Source organism: Pengzhenrongella sicca (assembly GCF_017569225.1).
Classification (GTDB): Bacteria; Actinomycetota; Actinomycetes; order Actinomycetales; family Cellulomonadaceae; genus Pengzhenrongella; species Pengzhenrongella sicca.
Genome location: NZ_CP071868.1, coordinates 259,930 through 279,814 on the forward strand (window position 1 = coordinate 259,930; position 19,885 = coordinate 279,814).

Here is a 19,885-nt window from a genome sequence, read left to right on the forward strand (position 1 = left end):
CGGGTCAGGGCAGCGGGGCTGCGATCAGCAGGGAGCCGCCGACGACGGCGGTCGCGACCGTGATCGCGCCGAGCAGCAGGATCCACACCATCGTCGGCACGTGCGTGAGCCGGGCCAGCAGTGCGGGGTCCGAGCCGGGGCTGCGGCGGCCGAGCAGCTCGAGCACCGGCCGCGGCGCGCCGAGCAGCAGGAACCACGTGATCGCGTACGCGCTCGCGGCCTGGACCTGCGCCGAGCCCCACCACGTGACCGCGACGAGCGCGGCGCCGGTGACGAGCACCGACCACAGGCCGAACCAGTTCCGGATCTGCACCAGCATGAGCGCGACCAGCAGCAGCAGGATCCACAGCACCCCGACGGCGTGCCCGCGCGAGGTGAGCCACGCCGCGGCGAGCCCGAGGACGCCGGGCCCGATGTACCCGGCCGCGGCCGTCGCGACCATGCCCGGCCCGCGGGGACGGCCGACGGACACGGTCAGCCCGGAGGTGTCCGAGTGCAGCCGGATCCCGGCGAGGCGCCGGCCCGTGAGCACGGCGACGGTCGCGTGCGACCCCTCGTGCACGAGGGTGATCGCGTGCCGCGCGAGCGGCCACAGCTGGGGGAGGGCGACGACGAGCGCCGCGACGACCGCCGTGGCGAGCACCACCGTCGACGACGGCGCGGGCTGGGTCCCGGTGGCCCGTCGCCAGATCTCGGTCAACAGCTCCACGTCTACCTGTGCTCCATGCCCGCCACGGTACGGGGGCTGCGCCCGTAGTAGGACAGCGCCCGGTCGGGTGGGACCGCCGGCGCGAACCAGAAGCCCTGCCCCGCGGCGCACCCGAGCTCCTGGAGCACCGCGAGCTGCTCAGCCGTCTCGATCCCCGACGCGACGACGTTCAGGCCGAGCGCCGTGCCGATCGCGACCGTCGCGCGGACCAGGTTCTCGGTGCGGTCCGTCGCGCTGGCGCCCAGGCCGTGGATCCACGAGCGATCGATCGTGAACGAGTCGACGGGGAACCGGTGCAGCGTCTCGAGCGAGGAGTGGCCGGTGCCGAAGTTGTCGATCGCGAGGCGCAGCCCGGCATCGTGCAGGGCGCGCATGTGCCGCAGCGCCGCCTCCGGGCGGTCCATGAGCACGCCTTCGGTCACCTGGAGCGTGAGCCGGCCGGGGTCCAGGCCGTGCCGCGTGAGGCGTTCGAGCAGCTCGGTCAGCAGCGGCTCGTGCCAGAACTCGCGCGTCGAGAGGTTCACCGCCACGCCGGCCACGCCCGTGCCCCACTCCGCGAGCTGGTCGCAGACGGCGTCGACGATCTGGTAGCCGAGCTGGACGCTCAGCCCCATGTCTTCCACGAGCGGGAGGAAATCGGCGGGCAGCAGCAACCCGCGCTCGGGGTGCCGCCACCGGACCAGGGCCTCGAACCACTCGGTGCGGCCGGAGACGAGGTCGACGATCGGCTGGTAGTGCACCTCGAACTGGCCGGCGCCGTAGGCCCGCCGGATCTCGGCCTGCAGGCTCAGCTGGTGCACCGCCTGCGCGTTCATCTCGGCGTCGAAGAAGGCGATCGACCCGCGCTCGGTCGCCTTGGCGTGGTACATCGCGGTGTCGGCGTCGCGCAGGATCGCCTCGGCGCTCGCGTAGCCGATCGCGCTCGTGGCGACGCCGAGGCTCGCCTGGACGGCGAGCTCGTGCCCGTCCAGGTCGATGACGCGCGCGAGGCCCGCCTGCACGCGGCGCGCGACGGTGAGCACATCGGCGCCCTGGACGTCGTGCAGCAGGATCGCGAACTCGTCCCCGCCGAACCGCGAGCCCGTGTCCACCGTGCGCAGCTGCTCCTTGATCCGGGCGCCGACCTCGTGCAGCAGCCGGTCGCCGATCTGGTGCCCGAGCGAGTCGTTGACGAGCTTGAACCCGTCGAGATCCAGGAACAGGACCGCGAACGGCGTCTGGGAGCGCCGCCACATGTCGAGCGCGTGCTCGAGCCGTTCCAGGAACAGCCGCCGGTTGGGCAGCGTGGTCAGGGCATCGTGCAGCGCGCTCTCGCGCAGCTGGTCCTCGAGCGAGCGTCGCTCGTCGATGTCGGCGAGCGAGCCGACCAGTCGCCGGACCGGACCGTCGGTGGGCGACTCCGGCGCCCGGCCGGTCACGTCGGTGGCGGGCCCGTCGTCAGCGGCGCGTACGCCGAGGGCGCGGCAGAGCATCCAGTGGTAGGAGCCGTCCGGGAACTCGAACCGGAACTCGGACTCGGTCGTCTCCTGCTCGCCGCGGACCACGGCGCCGATGTGCTCGCCGAGCTCGGCGCAGTCGTCGGGGTGGACGCGGGCGCGCCACTCGTCCAGGTCGGTGTGCGGCAGGCCGGGCTCGAAGCCCACGAGCAGCACGCAGCGGTCGGACACGTAGAGGCTGCGGGTGCCCAGCTCCCACTCCCACAGGCCGTCGTTCGTCGCCCGCGCCACGAGGGCGTACCTCTTCTCGCTCACGCGCACGGCGGCCTGCAGGTGCTCGGCCTCGAGCGCGCCGCACAGCAGGGCCGCCCAGTGGTAGTAGGTCTCGCGCGCCGACGTCGTGTCGATCTCGCCGACGACGCACAGCATGCCCCACTCGTGCTCGCGCGTGTGCACCGGCAGCACGATGCAGAGGCTGTGCTCGGAGGCGGCCGCCGCGGCGTCGACGAGGGCCGCGGGCGGGAAATCCTGGACCGTCATCGTGGTCCCGACCAGGTCGGGCTGGTTCCCTGCGGGGTCGTACCGGCCGACGACGCGCAGCACGCCCGACGCGGGGGAGTCCTCGTCCCACAGCGCGAGCACGCCGGCGCGCACGTGCGTGCCCTCGAGCCAGCCGAGGTGGCGCGGGTTGGCGCGCGCGGCGTCGAGCAGCCCGGCGTCGACGACGTACTGCTCCTCGATCGCGGTCTCGCCGTGCTCCGCCTGGCGCAGGAAGGCGCCGGCCTGCAGCTGCCAGAGCTCGGCCTCGAGGCGCGCGGCGCCGGTGTCGGTGGTCGCGCCGGCGTCGGTGCCGTCCCGTTCCGACGGGCTGCGCTGCAGGTACGCGATCACGGCGCCGGTCACCTGGCGCAGCACGTCCGGCCGCGGCGCGAGCCGGCGCAGCGACGCCGTCAGCGACCGGATCTGCTCGCCGGTCGCGGCGTCGCGGGCCGCGACGGCGAGCTCGGTCGAGCGCACGACGGCGCGGATCGCGCTCTCGGTCGCGTCGGACGTGCCGCCGAGCCGCGCGGGTGCGCTGAGGGCGTTCGCGAGCGCCTCGTGGAGCTGGTCGAGCAGGGGCGGGGCCTGCGGCCCCTCGGTGGCCCGACCCGCCTCGGTGAACCGGGTCGTGAGCGAGTCGCCCGCGCAGCCGCAGGACTCGCGCAGCGCGAGGGAGACGGCCGTCGGCGAGTGCGTCGTGTTCGGTACGTCCTCGCCGCGGATCTGGGCGAGCACCAGCCGGCCGGCCAACGCCCCGACCTCGTCGAACCGCTGGTCGACGCTCGAGAGCGTCGGCGCGGAGAACACGGCGGCCTCGGTGTTGTCGAAGCCCACGACGGCGAGATCCTCGGGCATGCGCAGCCCCGCCTCGGTGAGCGCCCGCATGAGGCCGACGGCGTTGCGATCGGTCGCGACCATCAGCGCGGTCGGCCGGGGGGAGGCGGCGAGCACGTCGCGGGCGGCGCGCGCGCCGCCGGTCTGGGCGTTGTCGGGCGCGCCGAACAGCAGGTCCGGGTCGACGGCGAGGCCGTGCTCGGCGAGCGTGCGCCGGTAGGCCGCGAGGCGGCGTCGGACGTCGTGCTGGGCGAGGTTGCCGACGAAGCCGATGCGGGTGTGCCCGTGCCCGATGAGGTGCTCGACGGCCGCGTTCGTGCCGAGCTCGTTGTCCGGGATCGCCAGGGGCGCCTCGAAGTCCGGCAGCCGGGTGCTCACCAGCACCACGGGGGTGCCGCCGTCGCGCAGCGCCCGCAGGTAGGAGCCCCGGACGGCGCTCGTGATGGACACCGCGCCGTCGACGTGCGCCCACCCGACCGGGATCGCGAAGCTGCCCGGCGTGCCGACCTCGTCGCTGTGGGTGCCCGGCTCGAGCGTCTGGACGACGACGAGACGCCCGCCCGCGGCTGTGACCTCCCGGCGGAGCCCGGTGAGGAACTCGCCGAAGTAGTGACCGCCGATGCTCGGGGTCAGCACGAGCACGGACAGGGGCTTGGTCACGACACCACCTTCCGTCCACTGGTCGGGGCGGTCCGAGCGCCTCACCGTTGGATTGCGCAACAGTAATATCGACGCCCCGCGACGAAAGTTGAGGGCTCGGCCGGACCGTGCTGCGCGCCGCTGTGAGGACCGTCACCGGCCCACAATCAGGGCGAACGGAGCCGGGCAGGTTACCCTGGTGCAACGAGGGCCGCTTTCTGCGAGCCCCGACGTCGTGGAGCACCTGCGAGTTCACGCGGCGAGCCCAGACTATTCCAGCGCCGGAAAGGCGACTTTCACATGCCTACGTTTACTGATCTCGGTGTGCCCGAGACCATGGTCCGCTCCCTCAGCGAGAGCGGCATCACCTCGCCGTTCCCGATCCAGACGGCCACCCTGCCCGACACGATGAAGGGCCGCGACGTCCTCGGCCGGGGCCGCACCGGCTCGGGCAAGACGCTCGCGTTCTCGCTGCCGATGGTCGCGCGGCTCGCCGCCTCGACCGGCCAGCGTCGCCCGGCCCGCCCCCGCGCCCTCGTGCTGGCGCCGACTCGCGAGCTCGCGAACCAGATCGCCGAGGTCATCGAGCCCCTCGCGCGCACGCAGCGCCTGAGCGTGACCACCGTCTTCGGCGGGGTGTCCCAGGGGCGCCAGGTCAGCGCGCTCAACGGCGGCATCGACATCCTGGTGGCGTGCCCCGGCCGCCTCGAGGACCTCATCAAGCAGCGCCTCGTCTCGCTCGCGGGCGTCGAGATCACCGTGCTCGACGAGGCCGACCACATGGCCGACCTCGGCTTCCTGCCCGGCGTCAAGCGCCTCATGGACCAGACCCCCAAGGTCGGCCAGCGGCTCCTGTTCTCCGCGACGCTGGACAACGGCGTCGACGCGATCGTCAAGCGCTACCTGACGAACCCGCTGCACCACTCGGTCGACTCGGCGGACTCGCCGGTCGAGAAGATGACGCACCACGTGCTCGCGGTGCACGACACCGAGTCCAAGCGGCTCGTCGTCAACGAGCTCGCGTCCGGCACGGGCCGCCGCCTGCTCTTCACCCGCACCAAGCACCAGGCGAAGAAGCTCGCCAAGCAGCTCACCGCCGCCGGGATCCCCGCGGTCGATCTGCACGGGAACCTGAGCCAGCCCGCGCGTGAGCGCAACCTCGCGGCCTTCGCCGCCGGGGACGTGCGCGTCATGTGCGCGACCGACATCGCCGCGCGCGGCATCGACGTGCACGACATCGAGCTCGTCGTGCACGTCGACCCGCCGGCCGAGCACAAGGCCTACCTGCACCGCTCCGGGCGCACCGCCCGCGCCGGGCACGAGGGCGTCGTCGTCACCGTCATGCTCCCGGAGCAGGCCGGCGACGTGAAGACCCTCACGCGCCAGGCGCACATCAACGTCACGCCGCAGCGCGTCGGCCCCGGCTCGCCGGTCATCGCCGCGATCGTCGGGGACGTCGCCGCGATCGTCATGCCGACGGCGCCGCCCGTGTCCGTCCCGCACCAGGGCGCCCCGCGCTCCGGCGGCGACGCCGGCGGCCAGGGCCGTTCGCGCCGTGGCGCGGGCGCCGGTCGCGGCCGCCGCGGCGGACCCGCCACGGGCTCGGGTGCGGGCGCCGGCCAGGGTCGGTCCGCCGGCGCCGGGCGCGGCGCGGGCGCCGGGCGCTCGGCCTCCGGCTCCAGCCGGCCGGCCCAGGGCGGCTCGAACGTCATGTACTCCTCCACGACCGGCGGCCGCAGCGGCGCCGCCGCGATGTCGCAGAACTCGGACGCCGGCCGGCGCCGCGCGCGCTGACGACCGACTGATCTCCCCTCGGGGGAACCGATCCGGCGGGGCCGGTGTTGTCTCAGGCGAGAGCCGGGAGAGCACCGGCCCTCCGGCTTGTGCCGAGGATCTGCACCGAGGAGGAGTCATGGCCTACGCCGTCGAGCGCACCGAGGACGAGTGGAGGGTCGAGCTCGACCCGCAGGAGTTCGCCGTGCTGCGACTGGCAGGCACCGAGCGGCCGTGGACGGGTGCGCTGCTCGACGAGAAGCGCACCGGCATCTACCGCTGTCGCGCGTGCAGCGCCGAGCTGTTCCGCTCGGACACCAAGTTCGACTCGCACTGCGGGTGGCCGAGCTTCTACTCGCCGCTCGCGGGTGAGGCCGTCGTCCTCATCGAGGACCGGACGCTCGGCATGAAGCGCACGGAGGTGCGGTGCGCGAGCTGCGGCTCGCACCTCGGGCACGTCTTCGACGACGCCCCGCAGACCCCGACCGGCGACCGGTTCTGCATGAACTCGGTCTCGCTCACCTTCGAGCCGGACGCGGCGCCCGCGTCCTGAGCCGAGGCGTGGCGCCGCGCTGACGGTGGCTGTCAGTCGTCGGCGCAGCGTGCCCGGGCCGCCGCCGCGGCCTCCTCGATGGTCTCGTTCAGGTGCGCCAGCGACGCTGCGAGGGTGGTGACGTCCTCGGTCGACCACGACGTCAGGGCGCTGCGCAGCCACCGCCGCCGGGAGTCCTGGGTGGTCGTGACCACGTGCGCGCCCTCATCGGTGAGCTCGAGCAGCTGGCCCCGGGCGTCCTGCGGGTCGGGCCGGCGCCGCAGCAGGCCGAGCTCCTCGAGCTTGTGCACCTGCCGGGAGATCGTCGCGCGGCCGACCCCGATGTGCGCCGCGAGGTCGCTGCTGCGGACCCCGGGCTGCCGCCCCACGTACGTGAGCAGCAGGTACGCGCTCGACTCGAGGTCCGGGTGCAGCTGCTGCGACATCGCGGCCGAGGCCGACCGCGCGCGGCGCATGAGCAGGCCCAGCTCGCGCTCGACCTGCGGGACGGGATCCGCGCCGGTGTCGGTCATGCGCTCACCAGGACGGGTGCGTCCTCGGCGGCGAGCTGCTCGCGGCGCTGGTCGAGGCCGGAGCGCGTGCCGAGCGGCACCTCCCGCAGGAACACCACGGCGAGCAGCGCGACGAGCCCGAGCGGGACGGCGATGAGGAACAGGTCGGCAATCGCCTCGCCGTACGCCGACTCGACCACGACCCGGACGGGCGCCGGCAGCAGGGCGACGTCGGGGATCGTGCTCGTGCCGGCCCCGAGGGCGGCGGGATCGATCCCGATCCGGGCGAGCCCGGCGAGCATCAGCGAGGTGATCCGCGCCCCGAGCACGGCGCCGAGGGCCGAGACCCCGACGGCGCCGCCGAGGGTCCGGAAGAACGCGACGGTCGCGGTGCCGCTGCCGAGGTCGGAGACCTCGAGGGTGTTCTGGGTCGCGAGCACCAGGTTCTGCATGAGCATCCCGACGCCCGCGCCGAGCAGGAACATGTACAGGCCGACGAGCAGCAGCGAGGTGTCGTACCGGATGGTGCCCATCAGGGCGAGGCCGCCGGTCATCGTGACGGCGCCCGCGATCATGAAGCGCTTGTACCGGCCCGTGCTGCTGATGATGCGCCCGCTGATCGTGGACGAGATGAGCATCCCGATCATCATCGGGATGGTGAGCAGGCCCGACTGCGTGGGCGACTTGCCGCGCGCCACCTGCATGTACTGGCTGAGGAACACCGAGGTGCCGAACAGGGCGACGCCGACGGCGACGCTCGCGACCACGGCGAGCACGAGGGTCCGGTTGCGGAACAGGCGCAGGGGGATGATCGGCTCGGCGGCGCGGGACTCGACCCACACCGCGATCGCCAGCACGGCGAGCGAGCCGAGCAGCGCGGCCGCGCTCGCGCCCGAGATCCAGTCGTACCTGTCCCCGGCGAACGTCACCCACAGCAGCAGGCCGGCGATGCCGACGGACAGGAGGGTGGCCCCGGCGTAGTCGAGGCGCACCACGCGGCGCACCCGCGGCGGCAGGTGCAGCGTGCGCTGCAGCACGATGATCGCGGCGATGGCGACCGGGAGGCCGACGAAGAAGTTCCAGCGCCAGCCGGGGCCGTCGGTGATGACGCCGCCCAGGAGCGGTCCGCCGATCATGCCGAGGCCCGTCACGGCGCCGAGCAGGCCCATGTACCGGCCGCGCTCGCGCGGGGAGATGATGTCGGCGATCAGCACGGTGCCGAGCGCCGTCAGACCGCCCGCGCCGATGCCCTGGAACGCGCGCATGCCGATGAGCATGCCGATCGAGCCGGACAGGCCGGCCGCGGCCGACGACGCCACCGTGATCACGAGCGCGATCTGGATCAGCAGCTTGCGATCGACGAGGTCGGCGAGCTTGCCCCAGATGGGCGTCGAGATCGTGGTCGTGAGCAGCGTCGCGGTCACGACCCAGGTGAAGGAGGACTGCGTCCCTTCCAGGTCGGTGATGATGCGCGGCAGCGAGGACGAGATGACGCTCGTGGCGAGGATGGCCACGAACATCCCGAGCAGGATGCCGGACAGCGACTCGAGCACCTCGCGGTGGGTCATCACCGCTCGCGCGGGGGCAGGGACGGGGCTGGACGTGAGGGCGGGGTCCGCGGCGGGCATGGTGTCTCCTAGTAGTTGCTGCAGGCAACTATACGCAGAACTGTTGCCTCGGGCAACAGAAGTGACGGACGTCGCATGCGGCGCGCGCGCAGGACCGAATAGAGGGCAACGGCGAGCCCGCGGGGCGACACTTTGGGAATGACCAGTGCAGAAGGTGCCCCCCGGCGACCGCGGCGCCCGGCGATGCTCGACCCACGCGCGGCCGACGAGCTGCCGGGCGACACCGACCCGGCGCTGCGCGCGGAGATCGCGCACACCACGGCCGGCGCGATCGTGCACCAGGCGCGCGCGCTGGAGGACCCGGAGGTCGTCGAGCGGCTGGTGCGGCTGGTCGAGCAGGAGGGGCTCGACGTCGTCGCCGCGCTGTGGGCCGACAGCCCGCCCGGGACGCTGCCCGGCGCGCTGTGGCGGCTGTACGTGCTGCGGGAGTGGGTGCGGCGCGATCCCGTGACGCTCGCCGAGCGGTACCGCAGCGGCGCCGGCGTCGCGCAGGTGCCCGGCGTCGTCGCCGGGGTGGCGATGCCGCCGGGGCCCGACGACGTCCGCGAGGTCGCCGACGCCGTCCTGTCGGGCGTCTTCGCGGGCGATCTTGCCGTCGCGCTGGAGCGCGGCGCGGCGTTCTGCCGGGTGCTCGCCACCGGGGCGGCGTTCGACGCCGACGACGTCGACGAGCACGACCCCGGCGGCGCGTTGCGCCTGACCAGGGGCGCGGCGTCGCTCGTGCGGACCGCCGAGGAGCTCGAGTCGGCGGCCGACCTCTGGCGGCGCAATCGGCTCGACTGACGGCCGCGAGAGTCCCCGTTCGGGTCACTGCTGGCGCACGGCGGGCGGCTGTACAGTAAGCGTCGACGTCGGGCCGCGGTAGCCCCGGGCTCCACATATCGCCGCTTCGAGCGGCCTTCGCGCCGACAGGCGCTTCCCGGTCCGGCGTCACCTCAGGCCGCCTGTGCCGGCATCTCGCCGACGTTGCGTCCGGTGCGCGTTCACCCGGACGCGTCCTCGACCTGTGCCCGGACCATGTCCTAACGGAGCCCTGACAGTGCGCCTGCGCCTGACCCCGCGCGATACCCCGTTCTTCGATCTGCTCGCCGACTCCGCGGCCAACCTCGTGATGGGTGCCAACCTGCTCGCCGAGCTGCTCGGCGCCGACAGGCAGACGCGCAAGGCGATCAACAAGAAGCTGAGCCTCGCCGAGCAGGTGGGCGACGAGGCCACGCACACGATCATGCGGCGGCTGAACAAGACGTTCGTCACGCCGTTCGACCGCGACGACATCTACAACCTCGCGTCCGCGCTGGACGACTGCATGGACAACATGGAGGAGGCTGGCGACCTCATCGTGCTCTACAAGCTCGACGAGCTGCCGGCCCGGGTGTCCGAGCAGATCCAGGTGCTGCAGCGCTGCGCCGAGCTCACCGCCGACGCGATGCCGCGGCTGCGGTCGATGTCCGACCTGGGCGAGTACTGGGTCGAGGTCAACCGCCTCGAGAACCAGGCGGACAAGGCGCACCGCAAGCTCCTCGCGCAGATGTTCGACGAGATCACCGACCCCATCCAGCTGATGAAGCTGAAGGAGGTCGTCGAGAAGCTCGAGGATTCGGTGGACGCCTTCGAGAAGGTCGCCAACACCGTGGAGACCATCGCGGTCAAGGAGTCCTGAGTCGCGGTGGAGGTTGCACTTGTCGTCATCGTTGTCGTCGTCGCGCTCGGGTTCGACTACACGAACGGGTTCCACGACGCGGCCAACGCGATCGCGACGTCGGTCTCGACCCGTGCGCTGACGCCGCGCGCCGCGCTGATCATGGCCGCGGTCTTCAACCTCATCGGCTCGCTGCTCGGGGTCGAGGTCGCGATGACCATCGGCTCCGGGATCGTCGACCTCGGCCCGGAGACGGGCACGCACGGTCTCGTGATCGTGCTCGCGGGCCTCATCGGCGCGATCACCTGGAACCTCATCACCTGGCGGCTCGGCCTCCCGTCGTCGTCGACGCACGCGCTGATCGGCGGGCTGATGGGCGCGGGGCTGGCGTCCTCGACCACCGTGCACTGGTCGGTGATCCTCGACAAGGTCGTCATCCCGATGGTGCTGTCGCCGATCGTCGGGTTCGGGCTGGCGTTCCTGCTCATGGTCGGCGTGCTGTGGATCGTGCGGAACATGGCGCCGGCCAAGACGAACCGCCGGTTCCGGCTCGCGCAGACGGGGTCGGCCGCGGCCATGGCGCTCGGGCACGGGCTCCAGGACGCGCAGAAGACGATGGGCGTCATCCTGCTCGCGCTGGTCGCCGGCGACATGCACGACCTCGAGGACGGCATCCCGCTCTGGGTCAAGCTCGCCTCGGCCGGCGCGATCTCCTTGGGCACCTACTCGGGCGGCTGGCGCATCATGCGCACGCTCGGGCGCAAGATCATCGAGCTGGACCCCGTGCGCGGCTTCGTCGCCGAGACGGTCGCGGCGTCGGTGCTCTACACGACCGCGCTGGTGTTCCAGGCCCCGATTTCCACGACGCACACGATCACCTCGGCGATCATGGGCGTCGGCGCGACGAAGCGGCTGTCCGCGGTGCGCTGGGGCGTGGCGGAGTCCATCGCGGTCGCTTGGATCCTCACGATCCCGATGTCGGCGCTCGTCGCCGCGATCATGTACCTCGTGCTGCACCCGTTCCTCGGCTGACGCGGCCCCCGCGGTCAGTCCAACCCGGCACCGACGAGCACGCGGTCCGTCTCGACGTCCGCCAGCGGCGCGAGCAGCGCGAACCGGCGGCACGCCTGCTCGCTGCGATCGGGCCGGTCGTACGCGCCGAGGCTCCACACGACCGGCTCGCGCCCGAGCGTCAGCGCCCACCGCCAGCGCAGGTCCTCCGACCGGCACACCGAGGCGGACAGCAGGTCGACGGTGGCGATCAGCTCGGCGATCGCCGCGCGGGCGGCCTGCTCGGTGGCCGCCGGCGTCGCGCCCTGGGCGAGCCCTCGCCCCGCGGGGCTGAGCAGGCGCCACCACAGGGCGCCGTCGGGATCGCTGGCGAGCTTGAATACGGGAACGAACAGTCGCATCAGTGCGTCTCCCTCGCCAACGACGGGCCTTTCGTCGCAAGTAAACGCGCCGCCCGCGTCGGCAGGTGAACGCCGAAGCGAACCGCTGGACAGCATGTGATGAACGGTGCGCGTCGCGGCGCTGTGGGCCGGCTTAGGAAGCCTCGACCGCTGCGCCCGGGCGGTGCTGCTCGACGCCGAGCACCCGCGCGCCCTTGGGCGTCTGGCCGACGTGCGCGACCAGGAGTCCCGCCGGGCGTAGGTAGGGGTCGGACGTGGGCAGCGCACTCGCGACGGGCCGGCGGGAGTGCTGGCCGAGGACGTCCAGCACGGTCGGCAGCACCGGCCGGTGCGTGCACATGACGACGTCGCGGCCGGCCTCGAGGAAGCGGTGCACCTCGGCCGCGACCCGGCCCGGGGAGCGCTCGTGCGCGGCCTCGGTGAGCTCGGAGTAGCCGGGGGTCAGGCCCGCGGCCCGCGCGTAGGGATCGATCGTGCTGGCGCACCGCTCCCACGCGCTCGTGACGACCTCGTGCACGCCGAACGCGGCCAGCACCGGCACGAGCGCGTCGGCCTGGCGCCGGCCCGCGGGCGTCAGCGGCCGGTCGGTCTCGTCGCCCTTCCAGGATGAGCGGGACGTGGCGCGCGCGTGGCGCGCGACGATGAGCACGGAGGTGTCTAGCCGGCCCTTCGCGTGCAAGTGCACGAGGGTGGCGAGCGGCTCGGCGTCGGCGCTGCGCGTCAGGCTCCGCTCCGCCTTCTCGACGCTCATCCAGGCGAGGTCGTCGATCTCCTCCGTCGTCGCGGGGGTCACCGGGAGCCTGGCGGCGAGCGCGGGCGCGTCGGCGCCGGTCGCGGCGCGGGCCGCCCACAGGTGCACGTGCTTGGCCCGGCCGTCGGCCAGCCGGTAGCGCAGCCGCGTCAGCGGCAGCCCGAGCACGATCGGCTGGCCCGTCTCCTCCGCGACCTCGCGCGCCGCGGCCGCCGGCCAGGACTCGCCGGGGTCCAGCTTGCCCTTGGGCCAGGACCAGTCCTGGTACCGGGGCCGGTGCACGAGGAGCACCTCGAGGGAGCCGTTCTCGACCCGCCAGACGAGCGCGCCGGCGGCCTGGACGGGCCGCGACCGGGAGGACGAACTGCTCATCGCGTCCGCGCGGGGCGCCGGCGCTGCGCGATGTGCCACGCCTGCAGGTCGAGCAGCGGGGCGCCGTCGGCGTCGACGTGGTGGCGGAGCCAGGTGCCGTCGGACTGGAGGTGCCACGAGGAGGTCGCGTCGTCCATCGACCGGTCGCTGAGCTCGACGAGCTCGGTCACCTGGTCCGGGTCGACGATGCGGATGAGCGCCTCGACGCGCCGCTCGAGGTTGCGGTGCATCAGGTCGGCGGAGCCGATGAACACCTCGGGCCCGTTGCCGTCGCTGTTGGCGAAGGCGAACACGCGCGAGTGCTCGAGGAACCGGCCGAGCACGGACCGGACGCGGATCGTCTCGCTCATGCCGGGCACTCCGGGGCGGACGGCGCAGATGCCGCGGACGACGAGGTCGATCGGCACCCCGACCCGGGACGCGCGGTAGAGGGCGTCGATGACGGCCTCGTCCACGACCGAGTTCACCTTGATCTTGATCCACGCGGGGCGGCCGGCCACCTGGGCGGCGGCCTCGCGGTCGATCCGCTCGATCAGGCCGGACCGAACCGAGCGGGGCGCGACGAGCAGCCGGTGGAACCGCGACTTCGGGGCGTACCCGCTGAGCTGGTTGAACAGCCGGGTCAGGTCCTGGCCGACGTCGAGGTCGCACGTGAGCAGCCCGAGGTCGGTGTAGTGCCGGGCCGTCTTGGGGTTGTAGTTGCCGGTCCCGACGTGGCAGTAGCGGCGCAGGCCGTCGGCCTCCTGGCGGACCACGAGGCTGAGCTTGCAGTGCGTCTTGAGCCCGACGATGCCGTAGACGACGTGCACGCCCGCCTGCTCCAGCTTGCGCGCCCACGAGATGTTGGCCTGCTCGTCGAACCTCGCCTTGATCTCGACCAGGGCCAGCACCTGCTTGCCGGCCTCGGCGGCGTCGATCAGGGAGTCGACGATCGGCGAGTCGCCGGACGTCCGGTACAGCGTCTGCTTGATGGCCAGCACGTTCGGGTCGGCCGCGGCCTGGGCCAGGAACGTCTGCACCGACGTCGAGAACGAGTCGTACGGGTGGTGCAGCAGCACATCACGCGCGCGGATCGCGGCGAAGATGTCCGTCGGCTTGGAGCTCTCGACCTCGGCCAGCTGGCGCTGGGTCGTGGGGACGAACCTCGGGTAGCTCAGGTCGGCGCGGTCGAGGTCCGCGATGAGGTTCAGCCCGGTGAGGTCGAGCGGCGCGGGCAGCTCGTACACCTCCTGCTCGGAGACCCCGAGCTCGCGCACGAGCAGGCTGCGGATGCGCGGCTGGATCTTCTCGGCGAGCTCGAGGCGCACCGGCGGGCCGAACCGGCGGCGCAGCAGCTCCTTCTCCATGGCCTGCAGGAGGTTCTCGGCGTCGTCCTCCTCGACCTCGACGTCCTCGTTGCGGGTCACGCGGAAGGTGTGGTGCTCGAGCACCTCCATGCCGGGGAACAGGTGGTCGAGGTGCTGGGCGATGACGTCCTCGACGGGCACGAACGACATCGGGCCCTTCTTCGCGGACCCGGCCTGCGGCGTCGGCGCGCTGGGCCGGCCCTTCGCGTCGACTGCGATGAACCGGGGCAGCAGGGGCGGGACCTTGACGCGCGCGAAGTGCTCCTTGCCCGTGGCAGGGTTGAGCACCAGCACGGCGAGGTTGAGCGAGAGCCCCGAGATGTACGGGAACGGGTGCGCCGGGTCGACCGCGAGCGGCGTGAGCACCGGGAAGATCTGCTTGCGGAAGAACTTCTGCAGCCGCTCGTGCTCGGGCGGCGCCAGCTCGTCCCAGTGCACGAGGGTGATGCCCTCGGCCGCCAGGGCCGGCTGGACCTGGTCGGCGAAGACCCGCGCGTGCCGGTCCATGAGCTCGTGGGTGCGCTCGCTGATGGCCTCGAGCACCTGGTTCGGGCTCAGCCCCGACGCGGCGGTCACGGCCAGCCCCGTCGCGATGCGGCGCTTGAGCCCGGCGACCCGGACCATGAAGAACTCGTCGAGGTTGGACGCGAAGATCGCGAGGAACCGCACGCGCTCGAGCAGCGGCTGGAGCGGGTCCTCGGCGAGCTCGAGCACGCGCTGGTTGAAGGCCAGCCAGCTGAGCTCGCGGTCGCTGAACCTGCCCTCGGGCAGCGGCGCCGCGGCGTCCAGGACGTCGGCGACGGCGGGCGCGATGGGGGCCGGCTCCTCGACGGGAGGGACGGGACCGATGGCGGAGATCGGCGGGGTGCGCAACTTCACGGGCCGCAAGCGTGCGGTCGACGGTTCGCTCATGGCGACATAGTCCCACCGTTGGGTGAACACTGGGAATCGCGGGGCTGGCTACGCGAACTGGACGTCGAGCCCCGCCCGCGTGAAGCCGGCGCGGGTATACGCCGCGATCGCGACCGTGTTGTCGCCCTCGGTGTACAGGATCGCCCGCCGCAGCCCGCGGCCGATGAGCTGGTCCAGTCCCAGCCGGGTCAGCGCGCCGCCGAGGCCGAGGCCCTGCGCGTCCGGATCGACGCCGAGCGCGTAGATCTCCCCGGCCGCGGCGTCGGCGCCGTCGCCCGGGTGCACCTTCAGCCAGATCGAGCCGAGCAACGCCCCGTCGCGTTCGGCGAGCAGGAGTCCCGCCGGGTCGAACCACGGCTCGCACTGGCGCGCGTCGAGGTCGCGCCGGGTCAGCCGGCCCTGCTCGGGGTGGTTCGCGAACGCACGGGCATTGACCCGCAGCCACGCGTCCTCGTCGCGGCCCGGCACGAACGCGCGGACGACGACGCCCGGCGGCAGCGCCACGGCCCGGGCCGGGTCGGGCGGGCTGGGCGGCCCGACCGGGTCGGGCGCGGGCGGCGCGGCCGGGAGGTCGGCGGTCATGAACCACAGCTCGCGGACGACGGCGAGCCCGGCGCCCGCCGCGAGCGCGCGGGCCGCCGGCAGGTCGCCGTGCGCCCAGACGGACAGCGGCCCGGGCGCCGCAGCGAGCGCGCCGTCGAGCAGCTGCCGGCCGACGCCGCGGCGGCGCCACTGCGGCGCGACCGCCAGCTCGGCGCTCGCGGCCTCGGGCGCCGTGAGCGCCACCTGCGCGTAGCCGGCCAGTTCGCCGCCGGCCGCCCGCGCGAGCAGGTGCGCCGTCGTCGGCTCGGGCGCGGTCAGCCCCAGCAGCGGCTGCTCGCCGAGCGGCGCGACGCCGTCGGCCGACGCCGCGGCGCCGGCCAACGCGCGCACGTCGGCCGCGATCGGGGCCTCGAGGGGGCCGCGCAGGACGGTCAGGTGCGCCAGGGTCATGGCGACCATCCCATCACGCCGGCTCAGTCGGCGGCCGCGCCCACCGGCTTGTCGAGGCCGGCCGCGATCAGCGTCATGACCGACGAGTCCGCGAGGGTCGTGGCGTCCCCGACGGCGCGGTGCTCGGCGACGTCGCGCAGCAGGCGCCGCATGATCTTGCCCGAGCGGGTCTTGGGCAGCTCCTGGACCACGAGGATCCGCCGCGGCTTGGCGATCGCCCCGATCTCCTTCGCCACGTGCGCGCGGAGCTCCTCGACGGTCTGCTCCGTCTGCTCGATCCCGCCGCGCAGGATGACGAACGCGACCACGATCTGCCCAGTGGTCTCGTCCGCCGCCCCGACGACCGCGGCCTCGGCCACGGACGGGTGCGAGACGAGGGCCGACTCGATCTCCGTCGTGCTCAGCCGGTGGCCCGAGACGTTCATGACGTCGTCGACCCGCCCGAGCAGCCAGATGTCGCCGTCGTCGTCCTTCTTCGCGCCGTCGCCCGCGAAGTACAGGCCGGGGAACCGGGACCAGTAGGTGTCCTTGAACCGCTGCGGGTCGCCCCAGATGCCGCGCAGCATCGCGGGCCAGGGCCGGGTGAGGACCAGGTACCCGCCCCCGCCGTCGGGCACGGGGTGCGCCTCGTCGTCGACGACGTCGGCGCTGATTCCGGGCAGCGGCACCTGGGCGGAGCCGGGCTTGAGCGTCGTGGCGCCCGGCAGCGGGGAGATCATGATCGCGCCCGTCTCGGTCTGCCACCAGGTGTCGACGATCGGCGTCCGGTCCGCGCCGATGACGCGGCGGTACCAGATCCACGCCTCGGGGTTGATGGACTCGCCGACGCTGCCGAGCACGCGCAGGGACGACAGGTCGTGGCCCGCGGGGTACTCCTCGCCCCATTTCATGCAGGTGCGGATCGCGGTCGGCGCCGTGTAGAGGATCGAGACGCGGTACTTCTCGACGATCGACCACCACCGGTCCCGTCCAGGGGTGTCGGGGGTGCCCTCGTAGATGACCTGGGTCGCGCCGTTGACGAGCGGGCCGTAGACGACGTAGCTGTGGCCGGTGACCCAGCCGACGTCGGCCGTGCACCAGTACACGTCCGTCGCGGCCTTGAGGTCGAACACGTTGAGGTGGGTGAACGCGACCTGGGTCAGGTACCCGCCGGTGGTGTGGAAGATGCCCTTGGGCTTACCCGTCGTGCCGGAGGTGTACAGGATGAACAGCGGGTGCTCGGCCTCGACCCACACGGGGGTGTGCTGGTCGGAGGCGGTGTCCACGACGTCGTGCCACCACACGTCCCGGTCGTCGGTCCAGGCGACGTCCTGGCCGGTGCGGCGCACGACGAGGACGTGCTCGACGGTGGTCGGGCCCTTCGCGAGCGCCTCATCGACGGCCGGCTTGAGCGCGGCCGGCGCACCGCGCCGGTAGCCGCCGTCGGCCGTGATCACGAGCTTCGCCTCGGCGTCGGCGATCCGGGAGCGCAGCGCCTCGGCCGAGAATCCGCCGAAGACCACCGAGTGCGGGGCACCGATCCGGGCGCACGCGAGCAGCGCGATGACCGCCTCGGGGATCATAGGCAGGTACACCGCGACCCGGTCGCCCGTGGTGATCCCCAGGGCGCCGAGGGCGTTCGCGGCCCGGGACACCTCGCGCTGCAGGTCGGCGTAGGTGATCGAGCGCGTGTCGCCCGGCTCGCCCTCGAACGCGATCGCGACCCGGTCGCCGTTGCCGGCCTCGACGTGCCGGTCGACCGCGTTGTAGCAGGCGTTGAGCGAGCCGTCGGCGAACCAGCGCGCGACCGGGGCGTTCGACCAGTCCAGGACCTCGGTAAAGGGCTCGTGCCAGGTGATCAGGTCCCGGGCCTGCTCGGCCCAGAACCGTTCGGGATCGGCCGACGCCCATGGGTAGAGCTCGGCATGGGCGTTGGCCTGCGCGCTGAACTCGGCGTCCGGTGGGAACCGGCGCAGCTCGGTGCTCAGATTCTCGAGTCCCGCTGCCTGGGCGGGGTTCTCGGTGCGAGATTCTTCCGTGGTCACAGTTCCTCCGGCGCGCAGCAGCAGTGATGCGTGGTTCGGGCGGATCGGTCCGCTGGGGGGGACTCTAGTGCGCCCCAGCGAACTTGGTTGGTCTACTCGCGAACCTGGTCGTCTACTCGGCGGGCGACGCGCTCCGGCGCTCGCGGAACGCGCCGAGTGCGACGCCGCGGCGCCGCACGAGCGACAGCGCGGTCGCGGCGGCGAGCAGGAGGATCCCGAGCACGAACAGGCCGCCCGTGGTGGCGGCTGTGATCGAGTTGAGCACGGCGGTGCTGTTCTGCTCGGTCGAGAGGAGACGGACCGTCTGGCGGTGCGCGTCGACGGGTGCGAACAGGTAGGCGGCCCCCACGAGCACGGCGGTCAGGCCGCCGGTGAACGGCGCCGCCGGCGTCCAGAGCCCGAGCAGGATGATGCCGCCCGCGACCAGGGCGCCCAGGGTCACGAGGACGATGCCGAGCGTCTCGGGGGTGATGTCGGAGCGGCCGACGCCGTCGGCCAGGATGCGAGACTGACCGAGCGTGACGAGGAAGATCGCCAGCAGCGTCAGGGCCAGGCCGACGAGGATGCCGAGCAGGTGCCCGCCGACGCTGGTCGTGGGCGGGCCGGTCGGCACCGGGAAGGTGCCGGTGGCCGGGGTCCGGTTGCGGTCGCGGCGCGGGACCTCGTCCCCGGCGGGGGGAGTCGGCGCGGCGTCGGCATCGGCCGTGGTGGGGGCGGCGGAGGGCGCGGGGGCCGGCGCGGGCGTGGGCGACGTCGTCGTCGTCGGGGTCGAGGGCAGCGGCGCGCTCGCGGGGTGGATGCCCGGCGACGTCGCCGGCCGGTCCTCGGCGTGCGGGTCGCGCTGCTCGGGGGTGCTCATGGGGTGCTCCTTCGCGGTGCTGCGGCGTCGGCCCCTGCACTGGCAGGGACCACGCTCACGCTAGGGCAATTCGGCCGACGGCGACGGGTGGCGCGGCTCGGCAGGCTCAGGACCGGGTCGCCGCGAGGGGCTCGTGCACGGCGGACGCGGGCGCGGCGTCGGCCGCGACGTCGTGCGCGGCCGGGCTGGCGTCGTCGTGCGGGCGGCCGGCGATCACGGCGTACGCGGCGCCGACGACGATCGCGCCGCCGACCAGGTTGCCCAGCCCGACGAACAGGAGGTTGTGGCCGAAGTCCGCGAGCGAGGCGCCGGGCAGGCCGCCCAGGACGCCGAGCGAGAAGGTGGTCATGTTCGCGACGACGTGCTCGAAGCCGGACGTGATGAAGGCGAGCAGGCACCAGAAGATGACGAACAGCTGCGCGCCCTCGCTCTTGAGTCGCATCGCGGACCACATCGCCAGGCAGACGAGCATGTTGCAGAGCACGCCGCGCCAGAACAGCTGGCTGCTGGCCTCGTGGGACTTGCCCTCGAGCATGGTGGCGATCATCTTGCCGGCTGCGGTCTCGGGGGCGAGCACGCCCGACGCGTGCACCATCGAGGCGAAGATCGCCGCCCCGACGAGGTTGCCCACGAAGGAGAACGCGAGCGTGCCGAGCGCGGGCCGCCAACCGATCGTGCGGCGCAGCACGCCCTGGGTCAGCGTCATCATGTTCGACGTCGCGAGCTCGCCGCCGGCGGCGAACACGAGCGTGAGCGCGACGCCGAAGACGAGGCCCTGGACGAGCTTGGTCCACGGCGAGTCGTCGAGCAGCAGCCCGCCCGCGGCGCTGACCATGAGCACGACGGCGACGCCGATGTAGGAGCCCGCGAGGGCGGCCTGCACGAGGTACGCGACCGGTCGCCGCGTCATCGAGACCTTGTGCGCGGCGTACTTGACCTGTTCGTCCATGGTTTCACTGATTGTCAGCACTGTT

The 19,885-nt window shown here is 73.1% G+C and carries 16 protein-coding genes; 5 read left to right on the forward strand and 11 right to left on the reverse strand.

Annotated elements, in window-relative coordinates:
* Positions 1–4 precede the first annotated feature (4 nt).
* Together J4E96_RS01165 and J4E96_RS01170 are read right to left on the reverse strand one after the other, a co-directional pair.
* The gene (locus J4E96_RS01165; RefSeq protein ID WP_227423985.1) at positions 5–709 is read right to left on the reverse strand and encodes a M50 family metallopeptidase; all 705 of its coding nucleotides are present in this window, start codon (positions 707–709) and stop codon (positions 5–7) included.
* A 2-nt stretch (positions 710–711) separates the two neighbouring features.
* Positions 712–4,179, reverse strand: a complete 3,468-nt coding sequence (locus J4E96_RS01170; RefSeq protein ID WP_227423986.1) for an EAL domain-containing protein — start codon at positions 4,177–4,179, stop codon at positions 712–714.
* 279 nt (positions 4,180–4,458) lie between these two features.
* Between J4E96_RS01170 and J4E96_RS01175 the strand changes: the two genes are divergently transcribed.
* Positions 4,459–5,952 carry a DEAD/DEAH box helicase gene (locus J4E96_RS01175; RefSeq protein ID WP_227423987.1) on the forward strand — a complete coding sequence of 498 codons (1,494 nt, stop codon included), beginning with the start codon at positions 4,459–4,461 and terminating at the stop codon, positions 5,950–5,952.
* A gap of 118 nt (positions 5,953–6,070) precedes the next feature.
* A complete protein-coding gene (gene msrB, locus J4E96_RS01180; protein WP_227423988.1) occupies positions 6,071–6,484 on the forward strand; it encodes a peptide-methionine (R)-S-oxide reductase MsrB in 414 nt (137 codons plus the stop codon).
* A 32-nt stretch (positions 6,485–6,516) separates the two neighbouring features.
* Here the strand turns inward: msrB and J4E96_RS01185 are convergent, their stop codons facing one another.
* Together J4E96_RS01185 and J4E96_RS01190 are read right to left on the reverse strand one after the other, a co-directional pair.
* On the reverse strand, positions 6,517–6,996 hold the full coding sequence (locus J4E96_RS01185; RefSeq protein ID WP_227423989.1) for a MarR family winged helix-turn-helix transcriptional regulator: 480 nt from the start codon (positions 6,994–6,996) through the stop codon (positions 6,517–6,519).
* Entirely contained in the window at positions 6,993–8,603 is a 1,611-nt protein-coding gene (locus J4E96_RS01190; protein ID WP_227423990.1) for an MFS transporter, read from the reverse strand. The genes J4E96_RS01185 and J4E96_RS01190 overlap by 4 nt, the downstream gene beginning before the upstream one ends.
* A 183-nt stretch (positions 8,604–8,786) precedes the next feature.
* Between J4E96_RS01190 and J4E96_RS01195 the strand changes: the two genes are divergently transcribed.
* From J4E96_RS01195 to J4E96_RS01205, 3 genes are all read left to right on the forward strand, one after another.
* On the forward strand, positions 8,787–9,386 hold the full coding sequence (locus J4E96_RS01195) for a hypothetical protein (protein ID WP_227425618.1): 600 nt from the start codon (positions 8,787–8,789) through the stop codon (positions 9,384–9,386).
* A gap of 256 nt (positions 9,387–9,642) precedes the next feature.
* Positions 9,643–10,263 (forward strand): DUF47 domain-containing protein, encoded by a 621-nt coding sequence (locus J4E96_RS01200; RefSeq protein WP_227423991.1) that lies wholly within the window; start codon positions 9,643–9,645, stop codon positions 10,261–10,263.
* A 6-nt stretch (positions 10,264–10,269) separates the two neighbouring features.
* Complete coding sequence (locus J4E96_RS01205) at positions 10,270–11,274, forward strand: inorganic phosphate transporter (protein WP_227423992.1); 1,005 nt, start codon at positions 10,270–10,272, stop codon at positions 11,272–11,274.
* 14 nt (positions 11,275–11,288) lie between these two features.
* On the opposite strand, the gene J4E96_RS01210 is transcribed toward J4E96_RS01205, so the two are convergent.
* From J4E96_RS01210 to J4E96_RS01240, 7 genes are all read right to left on the reverse strand, one after another.
* Positions 11,289–11,654: a hypothetical protein gene (locus J4E96_RS01210; protein WP_227423993.1), complete on the reverse strand. Its 366-nt coding sequence runs from the start codon at positions 11,652–11,654 to the stop codon at positions 11,289–11,291.
* A 133-nt stretch (positions 11,655–11,787) separates the two neighbouring features.
* Positions 11,788–12,777, reverse strand: coding sequence for an NUDIX hydrolase (locus J4E96_RS01215; RefSeq protein ID WP_227423994.1), 990 nt, complete (start codon positions 12,775–12,777; stop codon positions 11,788–11,790).
* Positions 12,774–15,035, reverse strand: coding sequence for an RNA degradosome polyphosphate kinase (locus tag J4E96_RS01220; protein WP_227423995.1), 2,262 nt, complete (start codon positions 15,033–15,035; stop codon positions 12,774–12,776). The genes J4E96_RS01215 and J4E96_RS01220 overlap by 4 nt, the downstream gene beginning before the upstream one ends.
* Positions 15,036–15,083: 48 nt before the next feature.
* The gene (gene mshD, locus J4E96_RS01225; protein ID WP_227423996.1) at positions 15,084–16,028 is read right to left on the reverse strand and encodes a mycothiol synthase; all 945 of its coding nucleotides are present in this window, start codon (positions 16,026–16,028) and stop codon (positions 15,084–15,086) included.
* 23 nt (positions 16,029–16,051) lie between these two features.
* On the reverse strand, positions 16,052–18,052 hold the full coding sequence (gene acs, locus J4E96_RS01230; RefSeq protein ID WP_227423997.1) for an acetate--CoA ligase: 2,001 nt from the start codon (positions 18,050–18,052) through the stop codon (positions 16,052–16,054).
* A gap of 112 nt (positions 18,053–18,164) precedes the next feature.
* The gene (locus J4E96_RS01235; protein ID WP_227423998.1) at positions 18,165–18,911 is read right to left on the reverse strand and encodes an energy-coupling factor ABC transporter permease; all 747 of its coding nucleotides are present in this window, start codon (positions 18,909–18,911) and stop codon (positions 18,165–18,167) included.
* Positions 18,912–19,017: 106 nt separating this feature from the next.
* Positions 19,018–19,860, reverse strand: a complete 843-nt coding sequence (locus J4E96_RS01240; protein ID WP_227423999.1) for a formate/nitrite transporter family protein — start codon at positions 19,858–19,860, stop codon at positions 19,018–19,020.
* Positions 19,861–19,885: the final 25 nt, after the last annotated feature.

Excerpts from the sequence above, each read along its gene's own strand:
- J4E96_RS01235 (WP_227423998.1), bottom strand. The coding sequence starts at position 18,911 with ATGAGCACCCCCGAGCAGCGCGACCCGCACGCCGAGGACCGGCCGGCG.
- J4E96_RS01185 (WP_227423989.1), bottom strand. The coding sequence starts at position 6,996 with ATGACCGACACCGGCGCGGATCCCGTCCCGCAGGTCGAGCGCGAGCTG.
- J4E96_RS01175 (WP_227423987.1), top strand. The coding sequence starts at position 4,459 with ATGCCTACGTTTACTGATCTCGGTGTGCCCGAGACCATGGTCCGCTCC.
- mshD (WP_227423996.1), bottom strand. The coding sequence starts at position 16,028 with ATGACCCTGGCGCACCTGACCGTCCTGCGCGGCCCCCTCGAGGCCCCG.
- msrB (WP_227423988.1), top strand. The coding sequence starts at position 6,071 with ATGGCCTACGCCGTCGAGCGCACCGAGGACGAGTGGAGGGTCGAGCTC.
- J4E96_RS01215 (WP_227423994.1), bottom strand. The coding sequence starts at position 12,777 with ATGAGCAGTTCGTCCTCCCGGTCGCGGCCCGTCCAGGCCGCCGGCGCG.
- J4E96_RS01210 (WP_227423993.1), bottom strand. The coding sequence starts at position 11,654 with ATGCGACTGTTCGTTCCCGTATTCAAGCTCGCCAGCGATCCCGACGGC.
- J4E96_RS01220 (WP_227423995.1), bottom strand. The coding sequence starts at position 15,035 with ATGAGCGAACCGTCGACCGCACGCTTGCGGCCCGTGAAGTTGCGCACC.
- J4E96_RS01190 (WP_227423990.1), bottom strand. The coding sequence starts at position 8,603 with ATGCCCGCCGCGGACCCCGCCCTCACGTCCAGCCCCGTCCCTGCCCCC.
- J4E96_RS01195 (WP_227425618.1), top strand. The coding sequence starts at position 8,787 with ATGCTCGACCCACGCGCGGCCGACGAGCTGCCGGGCGACACCGACCCG.
- J4E96_RS01240 (WP_227423999.1), bottom strand. The coding sequence starts at position 19,860 with ATGGACGAACAGGTCAAGTACGCCGCGCACAAGGTCTCGATGACGCGG.